The 20,311-nt window shown below is 71.3% G+C and carries 22 protein-coding genes; 5 read left to right on the top strand and 17 right to left on the bottom strand.

Features of this window, described 5'->3' with window-relative positions:
- Both ACZ6ZI_RS25795 and ACZ6ZI_RS25790 read left to right on the top strand, forming a co-directional pair.
- The gene (locus ACZ6ZI_RS25795; protein WP_469524561.1) at window positions 1–2,073 is read left to right on the top strand and encodes a WD40 repeat domain-containing serine/threonine protein kinase; all 2,073 of its coding nucleotides are present in this window, start codon (window positions 1–3) and stop codon (window positions 2,071–2,073) included.
- The gene (locus ACZ6ZI_RS25790) at window positions 2,073–2,393 is read left to right on the top strand and encodes a hypothetical protein (protein ID WP_469524560.1); all 321 of its coding nucleotides are present in this window, start codon (window positions 2,073–2,075) and stop codon (window positions 2,391–2,393) included. The genes ACZ6ZI_RS25795 and ACZ6ZI_RS25790 overlap by 1 nt, the downstream gene beginning before the upstream one ends.
- 98 nt (window positions 2,394–2,491) lie before the next feature.
- Here the strand turns inward: ACZ6ZI_RS25790 and ACZ6ZI_RS25785 are convergent, their stop codons facing one another.
- From ACZ6ZI_RS25785 to ACZ6ZI_RS25765, 5 genes are all read right to left on the bottom strand, one after another.
- Complete coding sequence (locus tag ACZ6ZI_RS25785; RefSeq protein WP_469524558.1) at window positions 2,492–3,820, bottom strand: dicarboxylate/amino acid:cation symporter; 1,329 nt, start codon at window positions 3,818–3,820, stop codon at window positions 2,492–2,494.
- A 410-nt stretch (window positions 3,821–4,230) separates the two neighbouring features.
- On the bottom strand, window positions 4,231–4,500 hold the full coding sequence (locus ACZ6ZI_RS25780) for a DUF4229 domain-containing protein (protein WP_469524882.1): 270 nt from the start codon (window positions 4,498–4,500) through the stop codon (window positions 4,231–4,233).
- 122 nt (window positions 4,501–4,622) lie between these two features.
- Window positions 4,623–5,147, bottom strand: coding sequence for a GNAT family N-acetyltransferase (locus tag ACZ6ZI_RS25775; RefSeq protein ID WP_469524557.1), 525 nt, complete (start codon window positions 5,145–5,147; stop codon window positions 4,623–4,625).
- Between the two features lie 141 nt (window positions 5,148–5,288).
- Entirely contained in the window at window positions 5,289–6,452 is a 1,164-nt protein-coding gene (gene mqnE, locus ACZ6ZI_RS25770) for an aminofutalosine synthase MqnE (RefSeq protein ID WP_363061528.1), read from the bottom strand.
- A gap of 62 nt (window positions 6,453–6,514) precedes the next feature.
- Window positions 6,515–6,970: an Lrp/AsnC family transcriptional regulator gene (locus ACZ6ZI_RS25765; RefSeq protein ID WP_363061526.1), complete on the bottom strand. Its 456-nt coding sequence runs from the start codon at window positions 6,968–6,970 to the stop codon at window positions 6,515–6,517.
- A gap of 121 nt (window positions 6,971–7,091) precedes the next feature.
- Here ACZ6ZI_RS25765 and ACZ6ZI_RS25760 point away from each other — a divergent pair, with 121 nt between their 5' ends.
- On the top strand, window positions 7,092–7,226 hold the full coding sequence (locus tag ACZ6ZI_RS25760; protein WP_363061524.1) for a hypothetical protein: 135 nt from the start codon (window positions 7,092–7,094) through the stop codon (window positions 7,224–7,226).
- On the opposite strand, the gene ACZ6ZI_RS25755 is transcribed toward ACZ6ZI_RS25760, so the two are convergent.
- Window positions 7,223–7,894, bottom strand: a complete 672-nt coding sequence (locus tag ACZ6ZI_RS25755; protein WP_363061522.1) for a UbiX family flavin prenyltransferase — start codon at window positions 7,892–7,894, stop codon at window positions 7,223–7,225. The two genes, ACZ6ZI_RS25760 and ACZ6ZI_RS25755, sit on opposite strands and share 4 nt — an antisense overlap.
- A gap of 101 nt (window positions 7,895–7,995) precedes the next feature.
- On the opposite strand from ACZ6ZI_RS25755, the gene ACZ6ZI_RS25750 reads away from it, so the two are divergent.
- Window positions 7,996–8,625: a rhomboid family intramembrane serine protease gene (locus ACZ6ZI_RS25750; protein ID WP_469524554.1), complete on the top strand. Its 630-nt coding sequence runs from the start codon at window positions 7,996–7,998 to the stop codon at window positions 8,623–8,625.
- Here ACZ6ZI_RS25750 and mqnP read toward each other — a convergent pair.
- Genes mqnP through ACZ6ZI_RS25735 form a run of 3 tightly spaced genes read right to left on the bottom strand, consistent with a single transcriptional unit; the run spans window position 8,622 to window position 11,487 of the window.
- Window positions 8,622–9,551 (bottom strand): menaquinone biosynthesis prenyltransferase MqnP, encoded by a 930-nt coding sequence (gene mqnP, locus ACZ6ZI_RS25745; RefSeq protein WP_469524552.1) that lies wholly within the window; start codon window positions 9,549–9,551, stop codon window positions 8,622–8,624. The two genes, ACZ6ZI_RS25750 and mqnP, sit on opposite strands and share 4 nt — an antisense overlap.
- Window positions 9,548–10,033, bottom strand: coding sequence for a hypothetical protein (locus ACZ6ZI_RS25740; RefSeq protein ID WP_363061514.1), 486 nt, complete (start codon window positions 10,031–10,033; stop codon window positions 9,548–9,550). The genes mqnP and ACZ6ZI_RS25740 overlap by 4 nt, the downstream gene beginning before the upstream one ends.
- Window positions 10,030–11,487: a menaquinone biosynthesis decarboxylase gene (locus ACZ6ZI_RS25735; protein WP_363061512.1), complete on the bottom strand. Its 1,458-nt coding sequence runs from the start codon at window positions 11,485–11,487 to the stop codon at window positions 10,030–10,032. The genes ACZ6ZI_RS25740 and ACZ6ZI_RS25735 overlap by 4 nt, the downstream gene beginning before the upstream one ends.
- 89 nt (window positions 11,488–11,576) lie before the next feature.
- Between ACZ6ZI_RS25735 and ACZ6ZI_RS25730 the strand changes: the two genes are divergently transcribed.
- Complete coding sequence (locus ACZ6ZI_RS25730; protein WP_469524551.1) at window positions 11,577–11,936, top strand: PLD nuclease N-terminal domain-containing protein; 360 nt, start codon at window positions 11,577–11,579, stop codon at window positions 11,934–11,936.
- Window positions 11,937–12,000: 64 nt separating this feature from the next.
- Here the strand turns inward: ACZ6ZI_RS25730 and ACZ6ZI_RS25725 are convergent, their stop codons facing one another.
- The 8 genes from ACZ6ZI_RS25725 to hemL form a co-directional block, all read right to left on the bottom strand.
- Entirely contained in the window at window positions 12,001–12,519 is a 519-nt protein-coding gene (locus ACZ6ZI_RS25725) for an SRPBCC domain-containing protein (protein WP_469524550.1), read from the bottom strand.
- Between the two features lie 25 nt (window positions 12,520–12,544).
- Window positions 12,545–13,630, bottom strand: coding sequence for a c-type cytochrome biogenesis protein CcsB (ccsB, locus tag ACZ6ZI_RS25720; protein WP_469524548.1), 1,086 nt, complete (start codon window positions 13,628–13,630; stop codon window positions 12,545–12,547).
- Window positions 13,627–15,351 carry a cytochrome c biogenesis protein ResB gene (gene resB, locus ACZ6ZI_RS25715; RefSeq protein WP_469524547.1) on the bottom strand — a complete coding sequence of 575 codons (1,725 nt, stop codon included), beginning with the start codon at window positions 15,349–15,351 and terminating at the stop codon, window positions 13,627–13,629. The genes ccsB and resB overlap by 4 nt, the downstream gene beginning before the upstream one ends.
- Before the next feature lie 13 nt (window positions 15,352–15,364).
- Window positions 15,365–16,153, bottom strand: coding sequence for a cytochrome c biogenesis CcdA family protein (locus tag ACZ6ZI_RS25710; protein ID WP_469524545.1), 789 nt, complete (start codon window positions 16,151–16,153; stop codon window positions 15,365–15,367).
- A gap of 4 nt (window positions 16,154–16,157) precedes the next feature.
- Window positions 16,158–16,793: a TlpA family protein disulfide reductase gene (locus tag ACZ6ZI_RS25705; protein ID WP_469524543.1), complete on the bottom strand. Its 636-nt coding sequence runs from the start codon at window positions 16,791–16,793 to the stop codon at window positions 16,158–16,160.
- A 77-nt stretch (window positions 16,794–16,870) separates the two neighbouring features.
- Window positions 16,871–18,109, bottom strand: coding sequence for a polysaccharide deacetylase family protein (locus ACZ6ZI_RS25700; protein WP_469524542.1), 1,239 nt, complete (start codon window positions 18,107–18,109; stop codon window positions 16,871–16,873).
- 180 nt (window positions 18,110–18,289) lie between these two features.
- Window positions 18,290–18,964, bottom strand: a complete 675-nt coding sequence (locus tag ACZ6ZI_RS25695) for a histidine phosphatase family protein (protein ID WP_363061499.1) — start codon at window positions 18,962–18,964, stop codon at window positions 18,290–18,292.
- Window positions 18,961–20,283: a glutamate-1-semialdehyde 2,1-aminomutase gene (gene hemL / locus ACZ6ZI_RS25690; protein WP_469524540.1), complete on the bottom strand. Its 1,323-nt coding sequence runs from the start codon at window positions 20,281–20,283 to the stop codon at window positions 18,961–18,963. The genes ACZ6ZI_RS25695 and hemL overlap by 4 nt, the downstream gene beginning before the upstream one ends.
- Between the last annotated feature and the right edge of the window lie 28 nt (window positions 20,284–20,311).

Raw genomic sequence — 20,311 nt, 5'->3', positions numbered from 1 at the left:
ATGCGGGCGGGAGAGCAGCTGGCCGGGCGGTATCGGCTGGATGTGCGGCTCGGGCAGGGCGGCATCGGGGAGGTCTGGCGGGCCTACGACGTCGACCTCGGCCGGGCCGTGGCCGTCAAGGTGCTCCTGGAGTTCGACGCCTCCGACGAACTGCTGCGCCGGTTCCGCCGCGAGGCCGCGATCGGGGCGCGGCTCCAGCACCCCGGGATCACCGTCGTCCACGACATCGGGCAGCACGAGAACCGGCTGTTCATCGTCATGGAGCTGTTGGAGGGCCAGGACCTGGCCCAGCTGCTGGCCCGCACCCCCGGGCGCGGGCTGGCGCTGCACGAGGCGGTCGGGCTCGCCCTCCAGGCGGCGGAGGCCCTGGCGGCCGCGCACGAGCGCAAGGTGGTCCACCGTGACCTGAAGCCCGCGAACCTCTTCCTCCTCGCCGACGGCCGGCTGAAGATCTGTGACTTCGGCATCGCCCGCACCGCCGACGCGACGGGCGGCCTGACCGTCACCGGCCGGGTGTTCGGGACGCCGTCCTACATGGCGCCCGAGCAGTGGCGGGGCGAGCACGTCGACGCCCGCTGCGACCTGTACGCCCTCGGGTGCGTGCTGCACGCCCTGCTGACGGGTGCGCCGCCGTTCGCGGGCACCGAGCAGGCCTGGGTGTTGATGCGCCGCCACCTGGAGGACGCGCCCGTCGCCGTGGACTCCGTACGGGCGGACGTGCCCGAGGCCCTCGCGGAGCTGGTCTCCGCCCTGCTGGCGAAGGAGCCCGCCGACCGCCCCGACGCCTCGGCCACCGCCGAGCGGCTGCGCGCGCTGTGGGTGCCGGTCCCGGTTGCGGCGGCGGAGCCCGTGGCGGTGCCCGCGCCGCTGTCCGCGACCCGGGTCGACCTCGCGCCGCCGGTCGCGCCCCCGATCCCGGCTCCGCTCGCGCCGCCGGTGCCCGTGGCGGCTCCGACGACGGCCGTGCCCCCGGCGCCGAACCCCACCCCCGCGCACGCCCCCGGCGGGCGGGGGCCGAGCCGGCGGGCGGTGGTGCTCGGCGGGCTGGCCGCGCTGACGGTCGCGGCCGGCGGGACGGTGGCCGCGCTGCGCTTCACCGGGGACGACGGCTCCGGCGGGGAGTCGCACCGGCTCCAACAGGCGGCGGTGCTCAGCGGGCACGGGTCGTCGGTGGAGTCGGTGGCGTTCAGCCCGGACGGCAGCACCCTGGTCAGCGGTGGCCGCGACGGCACGGTCCGGTTGTGGAACGTCGGCGCGGGCGCGCTCAGCGCGACCTTCCGCCACACCGCGCCCGTGCGGACGGTGGCGTACTCCCCGGACGGGCGCAGGCTGGCGAGCGGCGGTGAGGACCGGGCCGTCGTGCTGTGGGACCTGCCGTCGGGGTCGGTGGCCGCCCGGCTCGTCGAGCACACCGCCTCCGTGCGGTCGGTGGCGTTCGCCCCGGACGGCGGGGTCCTGGCCAGCGCGGGCGCCGATGCCGAGATCCGGCTGTGGGACGTGGCCTCGGGGCGGCGCAAGGAGCTCCTCCCCGGGCACGGTGGCGGGGTCTGGTCGGTGGCGTTCCGCCCCGACGGGGCCGTCCTCGCCAGCGGCGGCGCCGACCGCACGCTCCGGCTGTGGGACGTGCCCAACGCCTCGATGATCAACTCGCTGACCGGGCCCACGGCCGACGTCAACGCGGTGGCGTTCAGCTCCGACGGCGCGATCGTCGCCGGCGCGGGAGGCGGCACCGCGGGACACCAGGACCAGGGCGGGAACCCGCTCACAGCCACGGAGACGGCCGAGGGGCTCGGGGAGCTGCGCGCCTGGGACGCGTACGCGCACGTCTCCACCGCCACCCGCACCGGGCTGGCCCACCGCGCCGCGTCGATCGCCTTCCGGCCCGGTTCCAGGGCCCTGGCCACGGGCGGCTGGGACAACTCCGTACGCCTGTGGAGCCTGGGCGGGGACCGTACGCCGGCGCCCGCGCGCGGTCACACGGCCCCCGTGTGGTCGGTGGCCTTCTCCCCCGACGGCAAGACCCTCGCCAGTGGCTCCGGGGACGGCACGATCCGCCTGTGGAAGATCACCTGATGGGACGTGAACGCGAGGGCCTCGACCTGCCCGGCGACCGGGGGTGCCTGCGCTGGGTCCTCGGGGCGCCGCTCGGGCTGATCTACCTCCTGGCCGCCTACGCGTGCTGGATCGCCCTGGTGATGACGCCGGGGTCGCCGTCCCCGTACGACCGGGCGCGCGACGACATCCGGGTGACGGCCGGGATGTCGATCGGGCTGTGCCTGCTGGGGCTGCTGATCACCGCCGTGCCCGTCTTCCACCGCACGCTGGGCCGGTGGTGGTACGCCTTCCCGTTCCTGCTGGCGTCGGTGGCGTTCTGGCGGGCGCAGACGGCCTGAAACCACCGGCCCCCGGGCCCGCGGCCCCGGCGCGCGCACACACGCACGCGGCCCCCGCCCGGACGGGGGCGGGGGCCGCGGGGTCGTGGGCGCCGGGATCAGGCGGCGACGGCGACCGGGGTGCGCTCGGCGGGGGCGTCCTCGTCGAGCGGGGAGGACGAGGCGGCGGCGTAGGCCTCCTTGTCGAGGATCCCCTCACGGGCGGAGACGATGACCGGGACGACGGCCTGGCCGGCCACGTTGGTGGCGGTGCGCATCATGTCGAGGATCGGGTCGATCGCCATCAGCAGGCCGACGCCGGCCAGCGGCAGGCCCAGCGTGGAGAGGGTCAGGGTGAGCATGACGGTCGCGCCGGTCAGACCGGCCGTGGCGGCGGAGCCGACCACCGAGACGAACGCGATGAGCAGGTACTCCTTGATGCCCAGCTGCACGTCGAAGATGTTCGCGATGAAGATCGCGGCGAGCGCCGGGTAGATCGCGGCGCAGCCGTCCATCTTGGTGGTGGCGCCGAACGGGACGGCGAAGGAGGCGTACTCCTTCGGGACGCCGAGGCGCTCGGTGACCTTCTGGGTGACCGGCATGGTGCCGACGGAGGAGCGGGAGACGAAGGCGAGCTGGATCGCGGGCCAGGCGCCCTTGTAGAACTGGAGCGGGTTGACCTTGGCGACGGTCCACAGCAGGAGCGGGTAGACGCCGAACATCACGAGCGCGGAGCCGATGTAGACGTCGGCGGTGAAGGTCGCGTACTTGCCGATGAGGTCCCAGCCGTACGAGGCGATGGCGGTGCCGATGAGGCCGACGGTGCCGATCGGGGCGAGGCGGATGACCCACCACAGGGCCTTCTGGAGCAGCTCCAGGACGGATTCGGCGAGGTTCAGGACCGGCTGGGCCTTGGAGCCGAGCTGGAGGGCCGCGATGCCGGCGACGGCGGCGAGGAAGACGATCTGGAGGACGTTCAGCTCGGTGAAGGGCGTGACGATGTCCTTCGGCACGATGCCGGTCAGGAAGTCGATCCAGGAGCCGGTCCGCTTGGGCTCCTTGCCGTCGGCCGGGGTGAGGCCGGTGCCGGCGCCCGGGTTGGTCAGCAGGCCGATCGCGAGGCCGATGGCGACCGCGATCAGCGAGGTGATCATGAACCAGAGGAGCGTGCGGGAGGCCAGGCGGGCGGCGTTGTTGACCTTCCGCAGGTTGGTGATGGACACCAGGATCGCGAAGAAGACGAGCGGGGCGACGGCCAGCTTCAGCAGCTGGACGAAGATGTCGCCGACCTGCTCCAGCGTGGTCTTCAGCCAGCTGATGTCCTGGCTGCGGGCGAGCCAGCCGAACAGGACGCCGAGCACGAGACCGGTGACGATCTGGGCCCAGAAGGGGAACTTGAAGCCGGCCTTGGCGGGGGCCTGGGCCTGGGGGGACGCGGACACGGACACTCTCCGGGGGGTGACGCACAGAAGTACGGCGGAAGGTTTCTGCTGGTTCTGCGGGGTGCGGTGCGGCAGCAGCCGGAAAGGGGCCGGGCCGGCCGGGGACCGCTGCTGTGTCGATTCGGCTCAGTACGGGACGGAATCAATGGCAACAGCAACAGGCCGCGGACACGCGGCGGCAGAGGTCGACGTGCAGGCGCCCCACGAGCGGGACGCTCGTGGTCATCGGGTGCGCGGCTGAGGTCAACATGTTGAACACGCTAACACTTCTACTTTGAGAATCTCAAAGTAGTACTTTCAGCCACGGGGCGTACGGGACCCCCGCGCCGGGTCCGGAAACGCCGAAGCCCCAGCGGAACGGGGGTGTTCCCGTCGCTGGGGCGGTTCGGTGTGTGAGGAAGCTAACCGGTTCCCGGTCAGTTCACGCGGGCGGCGTCGTCGGCCGCGTCCTCCTGGCTGCGGTTCGCGGCGAGCTTCTGCTTCGCACCCGCGACGCGTCCGGAGATCTGCGTCGACATCTCGTCGCGCTGCTTGCGCAGCAGGACGAAGGAGAGCGGGGCGGAGAGCACGAGGGCGAGCAGGACGACCCAGGCGGGGTTGGCCTCGCCCAGGCCGGAGGGCACCCAGCCCAGGTTGACCAGGACGGCGACGAGTACCAGGCATCCGACGAAGATGCCCAGGCGCATCGCGGTGTAGCGGATCGTCGCGCTCGTCTTGAGGGACACGGTGACCCCTTCTCTCTCGTCGTCTACGTGGGCACGTGCCCGTCCAGTGAAGCACGCCGGCCCGGCGCCGCGGCCCGCCGGGGTCAGTGCAGCGGCAGCAGCATGGTGATGTCGTCGCGGTCCTCGCCCGGCGCCACCCGAATGGCGTCGGGCACCCGGCCGACCTCCTTGTAGCCGCACGCGGCGTAGAAGTGCTCCAGTCCGAGGCCGCCCCGGCAGCTCAGCCGGATCGCCTCGACGCCCTCCAGCGAGCGGGCCGCGTCGGCGAGGGCCGCCATCAGCGCGCGCCCGTCGCCGCGGCCCTGGCGGGCGGGGTCGACCATGACGGTGTAGGCCCAGACCCAGTGCGTCATCAGGCGGTGGGTGTTGAGCGCGAGGAAGGCGACGGCCGCGACCCGCCCCGCCCCGTCCCGCCCGACGAGCAGCCGGTGGCGGCCCTCGGTCAGCGCGACGAGGTGCTTCAGCAGCTCCGGCCGGACGTCGTCGGCGGTGACGGGGCCGACGAAGCCCACCGCGCCGCCGGCGTTGGTGACGTCGACCCACAGCTCGGCGATGCCGTCGCGCAGGGCGGGGTCGACGACCGGATCGAAGGTGAAGGTAAGGATCATTCCCCGAGAGTACCCATTACTCGATGCGGGGGCAACGAAAAACCCCGGTCCGCTCGGGACCGGGGTTCACTCGTCACGCGACGTCATGCGGCGCCGGGCGGCGCCATGTGCCGCCGGGCGCCGCCCGGCGCCGCCGGAGCGTCAGACGCGCATCGCCTGCGGGGTCTCGCGCAGCGAGGCGTCCGGGCCGGGGTACTCGCGGATGACCTCGTAGCGCGTGTTGCGCTCCACGGGACGGAAGCCCGCCTCGCGGATCAGGTCGAGCAGGTCCTCGCGGCCCAGCTTGTTCGGGGTGCCGTAGTTGTCGGCGTCGTGCGTGATCTTGTACTCGACGACCGAGCCGTCCATGTCGTCCGCGCCGTGCTGGAGCGCGAGCTGGGCGGTCTGCACGCCGTGCATCACCCAGAAGACCTTGACGTGCGGCACGTTGTCGAAGAGCAGGCGGGAGACGGCGAAGGTCTTCAGGGCCTCCGCGCCCGTGGCCATCGTGGTGCGCGCCTGGAGCTTGTTGCGGACCTTGCCGTCCTGCATGTCCACGAAGTCGTGCTGGTAACGCAGCGGGATGAAGACCTGGAAGCCGCCGGTCTCGTCCTGGAGCTCGCGCAGCCGCAGCACGTGGTCCACGCGGTGGCGCGGCTCCTCGATGTGCCCGTAGAGCATCGTGGAGGGGGTCTTCAGACCCTTCTCGTGCGCGAGGCGGTGGATGCGCGACCAGTCCTCCCAGTGGGTGTTGTGGTCGACGATGTGCTGCCGGACCTCCCAGTCGAAGATCTCCGCGCCGCCGCCGGTCAGCGACTCCAGGCCGGCCTCGATCAGCTCGTCCAGGATCTCGGACGCCGAGAGACCGGAGATCGTCTCGAAGTGGTGGATCTCGGTGGCGGTGAACGCCTTCAGCGAGACGTTCGGCAGCGCCTCCTTCAGGGCCGACAGGGAGCGCGGGTAGTACCGCCACGGCAGCGTGGGGTGCAGGCCGTTGACGATGTGCAGCTCGGTGAGGTTCTCGTTCTCCATGGCCTTGGCCAGGCGGACGGCCTCCTCGATGCGCATCGTGTACGCGTCCTTCTCGCCCGGCTTGCGCTGGAACGAGCAGTAGGCGCAGGAGGCGGTGCACACGTTCGTCATGTTGAGGTGACGGTTGACGTTGAAGTGGACGACGTCGCCGTTCTTGCGCGTGCGCACCTCGTGGGCCAGACCTCCCAGCCACGCCAGGTCGTCCGACTCGTAGAGGGCGATGCCGTCCTCACGGGTCAGCCGCTCGCCGGAGCGGACCTTCTCCTCCAGCTCACGCTTGAGCCCAGCGTCCATGCCGGTGTCTCCTCTGTCGCCTCTGTGTCCCGACCTGTGTGCAACCGCCACCCACCGTACTCTCAGGCCTCGCCGGGCAGCTCCCCGACCCGGTTCTCCCACTTCGTGGAGAGCACGATGGTCGTGCGGGTGCGCGAGACGCCCTTGGTCCCGGACAGCTTGCGGATGATCTTCTCCAGGCCGTCGACGTCGCCGGCGCGCACCTTGAGCATGTACGAGTCGTCGCCCGCGATGAACCAGCAGTCCTCGATCTCCGCGAGGTCGCGCAGCCGACGGGCCACGTCCTCGTGGTCGGCCGCGTCCGAGAGGGAGATGCCGATCAGCGCGGTGACCCCCATGCCGAGCGAGGCCGAGTCGACGGTCGCCCGGTAGCCGGTGATCACACCGGCGCTCTCCAGCCGGTTGATGCGGTCGGTGACGCTGGGGCCGGAGAGGCCCACGAGACGGCCCAGCTCCGCGTACGAGGCACGACCGTTCTCACGAAGTGCCTGGATGAGCTGCCTGTCCACCGTGTCCATTACGTGGAGCCTTCCATTATTCGGCGTTCCTGCAAGTTTAGGTATAGAATCAAAGGCACGCAGGGTCAACACCCTGTGAATCTTTCAACAGATCAATGACGATCTTCAGGAGTGGTTCACCGTGTACACGATCGAGATGGCCTACGCGCACATGCGACAGCTCCAGGAGCTGGCCAACCGATCCCGCACCGACCAGCCCAGCGCCGCGCACCGCGTCGACAAGACCCGCAAGCCGCGCACCCACAAGAAGCGCTAGTCACGAGGGCGGGCGCTGCCAAGCTCCCCCTCCCAACGGCGGTACAGCCGGTGCGGCACCCCTGCCGCGTCCAGCACCCGCCCAGCGACGAAATCCACCAGATCCTGGATGTGCGTCGCACCCGCGTAGAAGGCCGGAGAGGCGGGCAGCACGACCGCGCCCGCCTCGTCCAGCGCCACCAGATGCCGCAGCGTCTGCCCGTTCAGCGGGGTCTCCCGCACCGCGACCACCAGCCGGCGCCGCTCCTTGAGCGTCACGCTCGCCACCCGCTGGAGCAGGTCCTTCGACAGTCCCAGCGCCACACCGGCCACGCAGGCCGTGGAGGCGGGGACGATCAGCATCCCCTTGACGGGGTACGAGCCCGAACTCGGGCCGGCGGCCAGGTCACCGGCCGCCCAGTGGCGCACGTCCTCCAGCGCGGGCACCTCGAAGGTCCCCGGCTTGCCGTCCGCGCCCCGCCCCAGCCACTCGGCCAGATCCGTACGCCAGTGCGCGTCGCGGAACGCGATCCCCGTCTCGTCCAACAGGGTGAGCCGCGAAGCCCGGCTGACCACCAGGTCGACGCTCTCCCCCGCCGCGAGCAGTCCCCGGACCACCGCCGCCGCGTACGGCGTCCCGGACGCCCCGGAAACCCCGACCACCCACGGGGTGCGCTTGCGCTCAGTCATACCTCCGAGACTATCCGGCCACCCCGAGCGGGCACTCGCTAAGGTGTCCCGGACGTCGGCCCCGGAGGGGGGCGTACGACACACCTCGGGGGGACCAGCACATGAGTACGACCGACACGGTGCCGGAGTGGAGCCGGACCGAGCGCGCCAAGGCCGCCGGCATGCTGATGCTCGGCTGGGTGGCGCTGCTGTGGGCACTGGAGGGGATCGACCTCGTCACGGGGCACGCCCTGGACCGGTACGGGATCGTGGCCCGCGACCCCGACAGCCTCGGCGGCGTCGTGACCGCGGCCTTCCTCCACTTCGGCTTCGACCACGTCGCCTCCAACAGCGTCCCGCTGCTGGTCCTCGGCTTCATCGTGGCCCTGTCCGGGATCCGGCGCTTCCTCGTGGTGGCCGCGCTGATCACCCTGGCGGACGGCATCGGCACCTGGCTGATCTCCCCGTCGAACACCCTGACCCTGGGCGCCTCGGGCGTCGTCTACGGCCTCTTCGGCTACGTGGTGGTGCGCGGGTTCGTCGAACGCCGGGTGCTCGGCATCCTGGTGGGCGTGGCCGTCGGCTTCTACTGGGGCGGATCGTTCCTGCTCGGTCTGCTCCCGACGAACACCATGGTCAGCTGGCAGGGCCACCTGTGCGGCCTGCTCGCGGGCGTGGCGACGGCCCTGTGGTTCCGCCGCCCCGACCGCCGGCCCGACCGCCGGCCCACCCGCGGGCCCGTCACCGTCTAGAGGCTCAGGCCCCGCACGATCAGGTCCGCGAGCGCGCACACGAACAGCGCGATCCCGATGAAGCCGTTCACCGTGAAGAAGGCGCGGTTCAGGCGGGACAGGTCGTGCGGCTTGACGATGGTGTGCTCGTAGAGGAAGGCCCCCACGACCACCAGCAGGCCGAACCAGAAGAACGCCCCGGCGCCCGTCGCGACCCCGTACCAGACCAGCAGGCCGGTGGTGACGACGTGCGCCCCCCGGGCGCCCCACAGCGCCGCCGGGATCCCGAAGCGGGCCGGCACGGAACGGACGCCCTCGGCGCGGTCGGCCGCCACGTCCTGGCAGGCGAAGATCAGGTCGAAGCCGCCGATCCACACGCCGACCGCGAGGCCGAGGACGACCGCGTCCCACGACCACTCACCGGTGACGGCCAGCCAGGCCCCGACCGGTCCCATCGCCTGGGCCAGGCCCAGGATGGCGTGCGGGAAGTCCGTGAACCTCTTGCCGTACGGGTAGACCACCATCGGCACGACGGCGATCGGCGCCAGCATCAGGCAGAGCGGGTTGAGCAGCGCGGCCGAGCCGAGGAAGACCACCAGCGCGATCCCCGCGCCGGTCCAGGCGGACCGCACCGACACCGCGCCGGTGACCAGTTCGCGCCCGGCGGTGCGGGGGTTGCGGGAGTCGATCTCGCGGTCGATGATCCGGTTCGCGGCCATGGCGAAGGTCCGCAGGCCCACCATGCAGACGGTGACGAGCAGCAGCTCGCCCCAGTGCATGCGCCCGTCCAGCGTGAACATGGCGGTGAGCGCGGCGATGTAGGCGAAGGGCAGCGCGAAGATCGAGTGCTCGATCATCACGAGCCGCAGGAAGGCCTTCACCTTGCCGTCGGCCCGCGGGGCGGGCGCCGGTCCGGACCCGAGGACTCCCTCGGCGGCCGATGTCATCCGAGGGACCTCCGGAACTGTTCGATCTCGGCCCGCAGGTCCGTCACGGACGCCGAGCCGATCTCCACCTCCAGCGGGGGCGTCCCCTCGGAGGGCGGCGGGACCACCGCGGCGAGGAAGGCGAAGCCCTCGCCGGCGGGGCGCGCGGTCAGGCGCAGCACGTCGTGCGCGGCCACGGTGAGGATCACGGTGGACTCGGCGTCGGGGTCGGCGAGCGCGGCCAGCAGCCGGTCGGCGAACGCGTCGGCGTCGGCGTCGGACAGGTCGTCGAGGGCGATCTCACGGCCCTCGCCGTCGGTCCGGTCGGCGATCAGCTGCCACAGGTCGGAGGGGCCGGCGAACTCCTCCGGCGTGACGCCGGCGTGCTTGGCGGCCTCGCGGACGCCCGGCTGCGCGGGGTCGATGGAGGGGCGCACCAGCGCCACGCAGGGGGTGTCGGTTCCGATGAACAGGGCGGGTCCGCCCACGGCGATGGGGCTCACAGGCCGTACTCCTTCCAGCGGCGGTCCACCAGGGCCGCCGTCGCGGGGTCGGACTCCACCATGTCGGGCCAGCCCCCGTCGCGCGTGTAGCCCTCCTCCGGCAGTTTCTTCGTGGCGTCGATGCCCGCCTTGCCGCCCCAGAACTGCTGGTACGAGGCGTGGTCCAGATGGTCCACCGGTCCCTCGACGACGGTGAGGTCGCGGGAGTAGTCGGTGTTGCCCAGGGCCCGCCAGGACACCTCGTGCAGGTCGTGGACGTCGCAGTCCTTGTCCACCACGATGATCAGCTTGGTCAGCGACATCATGTGGGCGCCCCAGATGGCGTGCATGACCTTCTGCGCGTGCTTGGGGTACTTCTTGTCGATCGAGACGATCGCGCAGTTGTGGAAGCCGCCGGACTCCGGCAGGTGGTAGTCCACGATGTCCGGGACGATGATCTTGAGGAGCGGCAGGAAGAAGCGTTCCGTGGCGCGGCCCAGCGGCCCGTCCTCGGTCGGCGGCCGGCCGACGACGATGGACTGGATCAGGGGGCGCTTGCGCATCGTCACGCAGTCGATCTTCAGCGCGGGGAAGGGTTCCTGCGGGGTGTAGAAGCCGGTGTGGTCGCCGAAGGGGCCCTCGGGGAGCATCTCGCCCGGCTCCAGCCAGCCCTCGATGACGACCTCGGCGTTGGCGGGGACCTGGAGGGGGACCGTCTTGCAGTCGACCATCTCGATGCGCTTGCCCGCGACGAACCCGGCGAAGAGGTACTCGTCGATGTCGCCCGGCAGCGGCGCGGTGGAGGCGTAGGTGACGGCGGGCGGGCAGCCGAAGGCGATCGCGACGGGCAGCCGCTCGCCCCGCGCGGCGGCGACGGCGTAGTGGTTGCGGCTGTCCTTGTGGATCTGCCAGTGCATGCCGATGGTGCGCTTGTCGTGGCGCTGGAGGCGGTAGAGACCGAGGTTGCGCACGCCGGTCTCGGGGTGCTTGGTGTGGGTGAGGCCGAGGTTGAAGAAGTCGCCGCCGTCCTTGGGCCAGGTGAAGAGCGCCGGCAGCAGGTCCAGGTCGACGTCGTCGCCGGTGAGGACGACCTCCTGGACGGGCGCGGACTCGCCCTTCACCTTCTTCGGCGGTACGTGGACCATCGAGCCGAGCTTGCCGAAGGCCTCGCGGACGCCGATGAAGCCCTGGGGCAGCTCGGGCTTGAGCAGGCCGCCGATCTTCTCGCTGATCTCGCCGTACGACTTGAGGCCGAGGGCCTTCAGGAGGCGGCGGTCGGTCCCGAAGACGTTCATGGCCAGCGGCATCGCCGAGCCCTTGACGTTCTCGAAGAGCAGGGCCGGACCGCCCGCCTTGTTCACTCTGTCGACGATCTCCCCGACCTCCAGGTACGGGTCGACTTCGGCCTTGATGCGCTTGAGGTCGCCCTCCCGCTCCAGAGCCCGGAGCAGCGAGCGGAGATCGTCGTAAGCCATGGGGCCCAGTATCCGTCACCAACTACCCTGGGGATGTCACCGGGCCCCGTACGGGGCCGCCGCCACTGCCGGGGAGTCGGTCCCACACCGTGCTGCGCTATCTGCCGTTCCTGCTTCTCCTCGCCCTGACCATCTACGCGTTCATCGACTGCCTCAACACCCCCGAGGAGGAGGTCAAGCACCTCCCCAAGGGCGTCTGGGTGCTGATCATCCTGGTGTTCTCGATCGTCGGTCCGGTGGTGTGGCTGTCGGCGGGCAGGAAGCGGGCGGCCGTCGGCGGGGGCGGGGGCGTGTCCCGCGCGGGGCGCGGGCGCCGGCAGCAGTGGGTGGCGCCGGACGACAACCCGGAGTTCCTGAAGTCGCTGGAGAAGGACGAGAAGGAGAAGCGGGACGAGGGCGACGAGCGCGGCGAGGGCCACGAGGGCCCGGGCAAGGGCGACCGCGCCTGAGCCCCGGGGCCCTTCGGGGGCCGGTGTTCGTCGCGTGGGCCGTCACGTGGGCCCTCGCGCGCCCTCAGGCCCGTGAGAAGGCGGCGTAGGAGGCCCTCAGTTCCTCCCGGCGGCTCCCGGACGGGGGCGGCTGCCCGGTCAGTACGGCCTCCAGCCGTTCGAAGCGTTCGTGCCAGTCGGCCAGGCAGTCGAAGCGTTCCTCGTCGGAGCCGCCGCGCTCGTCGAGGAAGCGGATCACCGTCGAGTCGGTGCCCACGGGCTCCAGGTGGAAACGGATCCGCCCCCGCAGGGCGCCGGGGCCGGCGCTCTCGGGGGCGGTGAGGGTGTATTCGGCGACGCGCTCGACGTCCCAGGCGGTGATCCGCCCGGTGGACGTCCCTGCGCCGTCCGACCGGCGCAGGGTGACCTCCCCGCCGAGCCGGTGCTCGGGCACCTCGGCCTCGGCCAGCCAGCCGCGCAACCCCTGCGGGGTGGTCAGGGCGGGCCACAGGGCCTCGTAGGCGAACGGCAGGTGCACCTCGAAGCGGACGTCCCAGCGGCCCGGGCCGTGCGGGGTGCTGGTGGTATGGCTCACGGGAGACATACCACCAGCGTCCCACCGTCGCGGGTCAGACGCCCGCGTAGGAGTGCTTGCCGCTGAGCAGGATGTTCACGCCGTAGTAGTTCCAGATCCAGCAGGCGAACGCGAACAGCGCGAGGTAGGCGGCCTTGCGGCCCTTCCAGCCGGCGGTGGCGCGGGCGTGCAGGTAGCAGGCGTAGGCCACCCAGGTCACGAAGGACCAGACCTCCTTGGGGTCCCAGCCCCAGTAGCGGCCCCAGGCGTCGCCCGCCCAGATGGCGCCGGCGACGATGGTGAAGGTCCACAGCGGGAAGACCGCCGCGTTGATCCGGTACGAGAACTTGTCGAGCGAGGCGGCGGAGGGCAGCCGCTCCATCACCGAGGTGCGGAAACGTCCCGGCGTACCGCCCGCCTCCAGGGTGCTCTCGTAACCGTCGCGGAAGAGGTAGAGCACCGCGCCGGCCGCGCCGATGTAGAAGACGGCGCCGCAGAAGATGGCGGTCGAGACGTGGATCCACAGCCAGTAGGAGTGCAGGGCGGGGACCAGCTGGTCGCTCTCGGTGTAGAGCCAGGTGGTGGCGACGCCGAGGTCCAGCAGGACGGTCGTGACCAGGATCAGACCGAGCCAGCGGACGTTCTTCCCCAGCGCCAGGAGCAGCAGGTAGGTGCCGACGGCGACCGTGGAGAAGGTCACCGAGAACTCGTACATGTTGCCCCAGGGGGCCCGCTCGACGGACATCGCGCGGGTGACCACGCCGCCCGCCTCGATGAGGAAGCCGAGGACGGTCAGGGAGACCGCGATGCGCCCGTACAGGTCGCCCTTCTCGGTGCCGCCGGCCGCGCCCGGACCGTCGGGCACGTCACGGGTGCCGGCGGCGGAGCGGGTGACGACCTTCGGCTTGTCCAGGACGGCGGTGCCCCCGCCCTTCGTCCGCACCCGCACGGCGGGGGCGCCGGCGGCGGACCGGTCGGCCGTCAGCGCGGCGGCCGTACGGCCCACCTTGCTGCGGCTGCCGAAGACCCACTCGGTGATGTGCGCGAAGAAGGCGAGCGTGTAGACCGCCATCGACGCGTACACCAGCTTGTTGCTGAGCTCGGCCAAGCTCTCGTTGGCCGCGGCCGCGAGCAGCGTCATCCGCGCTCTCCTTCTCGGTTTGCCGGGACTTCTTCATCGGGGTTCGGGGACGCGGCGGGCGCCGACGGCGCCCGCTCGTACAGGGCGGCGGACAGCGCCGAGAGTTCCTCGGGCAGCTTCGCGGACTCGCTGCGGCCCAGACCGGCCATCTCCACGACCGTCACGCCGTCCTCGCCGCGCACCGCGCGGACCCAGACGCGGCGGCGCTGGATGAACAGGGACGCGGCCAGGCCGCCGATGGCGGCGATGGCGCCGCCCAGCGCCAGGCCGTTGGCGGGCTGCTGGGTGACGGAGAAGGTCGCCCAGCGCTCGATGCCCTCGAACTTGACGACGCCCTCCCCGCCGGGGAGCTCCATGGTCTCGCCGGGCAGCATCCGCTTCTTGAACAGCTGCCCGTCGGTGTCCTTGAACTCCTGCATCTTGGAGGTGTTCAGCTGGTACACGTTCTGCGGCAGGCCGGAGTCGACGCCGAGGCTGCCGTGGTAGGCGCTGAGCGCGAGGACGGGGAAGTCCAGGGCCGGGAACTGCGAGAGCATCGTGCCCTGACCGGCGCCCGCGAACGTCGGCACGAACATGGCGTTGAAGCCGAGCTGTTCCTTGTCGCCGTTCTTGTTGCGGTAGCCGTCGGTGACCTTGACGGCGCCGGAGGAGCTGAGGTTGGAGTCGAAGGGCAGCATCGGCACGGCGTCCTTGTAGATCACCTTGCCGGTGGAGTCGGTCACCGAGATGACCGGCGCGTAGCCGTGGCCCAGCAGGTAGACCTTGGAGCCGTCGATCTCCAGGGGCTTGTTGACCTCGATCTCGGCCTTCCTCGGCTCCCCGTGCGCGCCCTCGCTGTAGGTGACGTACGCCTTGAAGTCGCGCGGGGTGCCCTTCTGCGGGCCGGTCTTCTCGTAGCTCGCGTCGAAGCGGTCGAGCGTGAAGGAGAACGGCGGCAGGTCGTCGGCGGAGAAGAGGCTGCCGGACTTGAAGTCGTCGTACTGGGTGAGCGTGTTCGCGAAGCCCTTGCCGCGCAGGACGAGCTTGCCGCCCTCGGACTTGAACAGCTGGCCGCAGGCGAACGCCACCAGCATCACGATCAGGGCGATGTGGAAGGCCAGGTTCCCGGCTTCGCGCAGGTAGCCCTTCTCGGCGGCGACGGCGTCGGCGCGCGCCTCCGTGCGGAAGCGGCGTCCGCCGAGCACGGTCTTCGCCGAGGCGAGGACCTCCTCGGGGGCCTCGTCGGTGCGCCAGGTCGTGTAGGCGGGCAGCCGGTCCAGGCGGCGGGGCGCGCCCGGCGGACGGCCCGTGAGCTGTCCGACGAACTGCCAGGTGCGCGGGACGATGCAGCCGATCAGCGACACGAACAGCAGGATGTAGATCGCGGAGAACCACACCGAGCTGTAGACGTCGAAGAGCTGGAGCTTCTCCGCGACCGGCACCCAGAAGGAGTGGTCCTTCTTCCACTGGGCCACCTTCATCGCGTCGACCTGGGTCTGCGGGACGAGGGAGCCGGGGATGGAGCCGAGGGAGAGCAGGAACAGCAGGATCAGTGCCACCCGCATGGAGGTCAGCTGGCGCCAGAACCAGCGGGCCCAGCCGATGACGCCGATGCCGACGGGGGCGGCGGGGCCGTCCTCGACGGGAGCGGTGGACAGTTGTGCCCCGGCCGCGGCCTCGGTGTCCGCCTCGGCGGTGGACGTGTGCGGCGCCTCGGGGGACGCCTTGTCGGTCGTACTCATGTCCCTGTAGTCCTCAGATCCCCACCGTGAAGCCTTGGGTCCAGCCCTGCATCTCGCCCACGATGCTGTCCCACGTTCCTGTGACGAGCAGCAGGCCGGTCACGATCAGCATGCCGCCGCCGATCCTCATCACCCACGCATAGTGCTTCTTCACCCAGCCGAAAGCACCGAGCGCCTTGCGGAAGGCGATCGCGGCGAGGATGAAGGGCAGGCCCAGGCCGAAGCAGTAGACGACCATGAGCAGCGCGCCGCGCGCGGCGCTGGCGTCGTCGAGGGAGATGGCGAGCGTGTTCACGGCGGCGAGGGTGGGCCCCATGCAGGGGGTCCAGCCGATGCCGAAGAGCACGCCGAGCACGGGCGCGCCGAGCAGGCCCGCCGTCGGCTTCCGGTGGAAGCGGAACTCGCGCATCGTCAGGCCCGGGATCGCGCCCATGAAGAACAGGCCGAGGAGGATCACCAGGCCGCCGAGGACCCGGGTGATGACGTCCTTGTTCTCGCCCTGGAAGACGTCGCCGAACTGGCCGAAGAGCGCGCCGGTCGACACGAACACGGCGGTGAACCCGAGGATGAACAGGCCCGCGCCGGCCGCCATCCGGCCTCGCCTGGCCTCGGCGAGGTCGGCTCCGCCTATGCCGGTCACGTAGGAGAGGTAGCCGGGGACCAGGGGGAGCACGCAGGGGGAGAAGAAGGAGACCAGGCCCGCGAGCAGTGCGATCGGCAGGGCCAGCAGCAGTCCGCCGCTCAGGACGGTCGTGTTCACGCCGGTCTCGGCGGCGAGCAGGAGGTGCGGGTGCGGGTCCACGAGGTCACTGCTCCGCGAGGAGCGGGTCGATCATCGAACGCAGCTGCTCCTCGTTGACCGCGACCAGGGTGCGGGCGGCGATCTTGCCCTCCTTGTCGAGGACGATCGTGGAGGGGATGGACTGCGCGTTCAGGGTGCCCTTGGGGAAGCGCAGCATCAGCTTGCCGTCGGGGTCGTACAGGCTCGGGTAGGTGATCCCGAAGTTCTGCTCGAACGAGGCGGCGTTCTGCTTGCTGTTGTCGCGGGTGTTCAGCCCGACGAAGGCGACGTCCTTGCCGGCGTCGGCCAGCTCCTTGGAGACCTTCGCGAAGTACGGGGCCTCGGCGCGGCACGGCGGGCACCAGGAGCCCCAGACGTTGAGGACGACGACCTTGCCCTTGAGGGTGGTGGTGTCGAGCGTCTTGCCGTCGACGGTCTCGCCGTCGAGCTTGGGGGCGTCCACGCGGTCGGCCCTGGAGACGGTGGAGATGCCGCTGGGGCCGGTCACGTAGTTGCCGCCGGCGGAGCCGGACGGTTTGCTGCCGCTGCCCGAATCGCCGCACGCCGTAAGGGTCAGGGCGCTCGCGAGGGTCACCGCGGTCAGCAGGATGGCGCGGCCGCTGGTCGAGCGGCGGCGTCGGGGGGCGCGGCTAAGGCTCATGTGAAAAGTTTCGCATGAGCGATTTGCGGATCTTCCGCACCCCCCGACGGGATGTTAAGGCGCTGGTCAGCCAAGGCTCAGGCGGCGAAGAGGTAGCCGGGCCAGCCGCCGGTGGGCGTCTGACCGGGTGCGAGGGCGCACAGCCGGGCCAGGACCTTCGGGTCCTGGACGTCCAGCCAGTCGACCAACTGCCGGAAGGATACGAGCCTTACATCCCTTTTGTCCGACATGGCTTTGAGGGCCTCCTCGACCGCGTCCATGTAGATGCCCCCGTTCCACTCCTCGAAGTGGTTGCCGATGAACAGGGGCGCGCGGTTGGTCTCGTAGGCGCGACGGAAGCCGCCGAGGTAGGTGGCGACGGCCTGGGCGCGCCAGGCCGGGTAGTGGGCGGGGACGCCCCGCGTGCTGCTCTTCGACTGGTTGGCGAGGATGTTGTAGTCCATCGACAGCACCTCGAAGGAGTGCCCGGGGAAGGGCAGGGACTGGAGGGGCAGGTCCCAGATCCCCTCCTTGCGCACCGGCCACCGCTGGAGGCCGCCGGGCGAACTGGCGTCGTAGCGCCAGCCCAGCTCGCGGGCGGCGATCAACAGGGCCTCCTGGCCGAGCAGGCAGGGGGCCCGGGAGCCGATCAGCTCGCGGTGGTAGTCGAAGGGGAGCGGCGGCAGGTCGGTGAAGCCGGTGTGGGTGCGCCAGTTGGTGACGAACGACACGGCCTGGTCGATCTCGCTGCGCCACTCCCGCGGGGACCAGCGGGCGACGGAGCCGGAGCCGGCGCAGAAGTGCCCGTTGAAGTGGGTGCCGATCTCGTGGCCGTCGAGCCAGGCCTCGCGGACGTGGGTGAGGGTGGCGCGGACGTTGCCGTCCTTCAGGTAGCCGATGTCGGAGGCGCCGACGGGGTTGTTCGGCGGGGCGTAGAGGTGCCGCTTCGACTCGGGCAGGAGGTAGAGCCCGGAGAGGAAGAAGGTCATGGCCGCCCCGTGGTCCCTGGCCAGCTTCAGGAAGCGGGGGAAGAGGCCGTTGCCGACCTCGCCCGCGCCGTCCCAGCTGAAGACGACGAACTGGGGCGGGGTCTCGCCCCGCTGGAGCGGGACGGGGCGGTCGGGCTGGTGGGGTTGGGGGCCGGTGTCGGCGGTGGATCCGTCGCCGATGGCCTTGACGGGCGCACCGCCCCCGGGCGCGGCCGGCCGGCCCGTTCCGGACGGTCCGCCGCCGGCGCCGACCGTGCAGCCGGCGGCCCCGACCCCGATCGCGGCGGCGGCGCCCCCGACTCCGAGGCCGAGGACTCCCCTACGACTGAACCCGCGTCCCTCGCTCATGAAATGTCATATAAGCGGACATTCCAGGGAAATCGAGGTGCCGCGTCGGCGTCGCGGAGAACTTGTATGAAATTTGGGAGTCCGGAGAGAACGGCGAGAACGGAGGGAAGCGCGGCGGCGGAACGGCGGCGCACGGCGGCGCGGGGCCCGGGGGCGCCGCCCCCGGAAACCCCGCCGCGACTACGCGCCGAAGGCCTTCGACTTGCCCTTCACCGGCTTGGCCCCGGCCAGCAGGTGCGCCGGCACCAGGTCCCGCGCCGGCTCGCTGTACCCCACCGACACCAGCTTGTCGCCCTGGTACGTGAACGAGGTCAGCGAGGCCAACGTGCACTGCCGGCGCCGCGGGTCGTGCCACAGCCGCCGCTTCTCCGCGAAGCTCCGCACGATCCAGATCGGCAGCTGGTGGCTGACCGCCACCGCCTCGTGCCCGCGCGCCGCGTCCCGCGCCGCCTCGATCGCGCTCATCATCCGCACGACCTGCTCCACGTACGGCTCGCCCCACGACGGCTTGAACGGGTTCGTCAGGTGCTTCCAGTTGCCCGGCTTGCGCAGCGCCCCGTCACCGACGCCGAAGGTCTTGCCCTCGAAGACGTTGCCCGCCTCGATCAGCCGGCCGTCGGTCGCCAGGTCCAGCCCGTGCGCCTTCGCGATCGGCGTGGCCGTCTCCTGCGCCCGCTCCAGCGGGGAGGCCACCACGTGCGTGACGTCCCGGTCCTGGAGGTGCTCGGCGACCCGGTCGGCCATCTGCCGACCCAGCTCCGAGAGGTGGTAGCCCGCCCGGCGCCCGTAGAGCACGCCGTCGGGGTTGTGCACCTCTCCGTGCCGCATCAGGTGGACGACGGTGATGTCGCTCATGCCGTCGCCTCCGCCGCGGCGCGGGCGGCGGCCGGCAGCGCCGCCGCGATCCGCTCGACCGCCCGCTCGTCGTGGGCCGTGGACACGAACCAGGACTCGAACGCCGACGGCGGCAGGTACACGCCCTGCGCCAGCATCGAGTGGAAGAACGCGTTGAAGCGGAAGCCCTCCTGGGTCTTCGCCTCGTCGTAGTTGCGCACCGGGTCCGCCGTGAAGAACACGGAGAACATGTTGGACGCCGTCTGGAGCCGGTGGGCCACGCCCTCCTTGGCCAGCGCCCCCGTCACCAGGCCCTGGATCTCCTTCGAGACCGCGTCGACCTTCTCGTACGCCGCCCCGTCCAGCAGCCGCAGCTGCGCGAGACCCGCGGCGGTGGCGATCGGGTTACCGGAGAGCGTGCCCGCCTGGTAGACCGGACCGGCCGGGGCCAGGTGGCCCATGACGTCGGCGCGACCGCCGAACGCCGCCGCCGGGAAGCCGCCGCCCATGACCTTGCCGAAGGTCATCAGGTCGGGCTTGACCCCGTCGACGCCGTACCAGCCGGCCCGCGAGGTGCGGAAACCGGTCATGACCTCGTCGGAGATGTACAGCGCGCCGTTCTCGCGGCACAGGTCGGCCAGACCCTGGTTGAAGCCCTCGCCCGGGGTCACGACGCCCATGTTGCCCGGCGCGGCCTCGGTGATGACGCAGGCGATCTCACCGGGGTGCGCGGCGAACGCCGCCCGCACCGCTTCGAGGTCGTTGTAGGGGAGCACGATCGTGTCGCCGGCCTGCGCGCCCGTCACCCCGGGGGTGTCGGGCAGCGCGAAGGTCGCCAGACCGGAACCGGCGGCGGCCAACAGCGCGTCGACATGACCGTGGTAGCAGCCGGCGAACTTGACGACCTTGGCGCGGCCGGTGAATCCGCGCGCCAGCCGGATCGCCGACATGGTCGCCTCGGTGCCGGAGGACACCAGGCGCACCTGCTCGACGGGCTCGATGCGGGCGACGATCTCCTCGGCCAGCGCGACCTCGCCCTCACCGGGCGTGCCGAAGGACGTACCGCGGGCGACGGCGGCCTGGACGGCCTCGATCACCTCGGGGTGCGAGTGGCCGAGAATCATCGGCCCCCACGAGCAGACGAGGTCGACGTACTCCCGCCCGTCGGCATCGGTCAGGTACGGACCGGTGCCGGACACCATGAACCGGGGCGTACCGCCCACGGCACGGAAGGCGCGGACGGGAGAGTTCACGCCGCCGGGGGTCACGAGGGACGCGCGCTCGAAGAGCGTCTGCGAAACTGGGGCTTCATACGGGTACGGGTAGCTCACACCAGCCATGGTCTCAGAGGCCGCGACAGACTTGCGG

The sequence above is a fragment of the Streptomyces sp. NPDC103540 genome (assembly GCF_055584445.1).
The sequence above is the reverse complement of the archived record's forward strand: the minus strand, read 5'-3'. Positions and strand labels throughout refer to the sequence as shown.

Coding starts and splice junctions, on each gene's coding strand:
- ACZ6ZI_RS25795 (WP_469524561.1), top strand. CDS start 1: ATGCGGGCGGGAGAGCAGCTGGCCGGGCGGTATCGGCTGGATGTGCGG.
- ACZ6ZI_RS25790 (WP_469524560.1), top strand. CDS start 2,073: ATGGGACGTGAACGCGAGGGCCTCGACCTGCCCGGCGACCGGGGGTGC.
- ACZ6ZI_RS25780 (WP_469524882.1), bottom strand. CDS start 4,500: ATGCGCCTGGGCATCTTCGTCGGATGCCTGGTACTCGTCGCCGTCCTG.
- ACZ6ZI_RS25775 (WP_469524557.1), bottom strand. CDS start 5,147: ATGATCCTTACCTTCACCTTCGATCCGGTCGTCGACCCCGCCCTGCGC.
- mqnE (WP_363061528.1), bottom strand. CDS start 6,452: ATGGACGCTGGGCTCAAGCGTGAGCTGGAGGAGAAGGTCCGCTCCGGC.
- ACZ6ZI_RS25765 (WP_363061526.1), bottom strand. CDS start 6,970: ATGGACACGGTGGACAGGCAGCTCATCCAGGCACTTCGTGAGAACGGT.
- ACZ6ZI_RS25755 (WP_363061522.1), bottom strand. CDS start 7,894: ATGACTGAGCGCAAGCGCACCCCGTGGGTGGTCGGGGTTTCCGGGGCG.
- ACZ6ZI_RS25750 (WP_469524554.1), top strand. CDS start 7,996: ATGAGTACGACCGACACGGTGCCGGAGTGGAGCCGGACCGAGCGCGCC.
- mqnP (WP_469524552.1), bottom strand. CDS start 9,551: ATGACATCGGCCGCCGAGGGAGTCCTCGGGTCCGGACCGGCGCCCGCC.
- ACZ6ZI_RS25735 (WP_363061512.1), bottom strand. CDS start 11,487: ATGGCTTACGACGATCTCCGCTCGCTGCTCCGGGCTCTGGAGCGGGAG.
- ACZ6ZI_RS25725 (WP_469524550.1), bottom strand. CDS start 12,519: ATGTCTCCCGTGAGCCATACCACCAGCACCCCGCACGGCCCGGGCCGC.
- ccsB (WP_469524548.1), bottom strand. CDS start 13,630: ATGACGCTGCTCGCGGCCGCGGCCAACGAGAGCTTGGCCGAGCTCAGC.
- resB (WP_469524547.1), bottom strand. CDS start 15,351: ATGAGTACGACCGACAAGGCGTCCCCCGAGGCGCCGCACACGTCCACC.
- ACZ6ZI_RS25705 (WP_469524543.1), bottom strand. CDS start 16,793: ATGAGCCTTAGCCGCGCCCCCCGACGCCGCCGCTCGACCAGCGGCCGC.
- ACZ6ZI_RS25700 (WP_469524542.1), bottom strand. CDS start 18,109: ATGAGCGAGGGACGCGGGTTCAGTCGTAGGGGAGTCCTCGGCCTCGGA.
- ACZ6ZI_RS25695 (WP_363061499.1), bottom strand. CDS start 18,964: ATGAGCGACATCACCGTCGTCCACCTGATGCGGCACGGAGAGGTGCAC.
- hemL (WP_469524540.1), bottom strand. CDS start 20,283: ATGGCTGGTGTGAGCTACCCGTACCCGTATGAAGCCCCAGTTTCGCAG.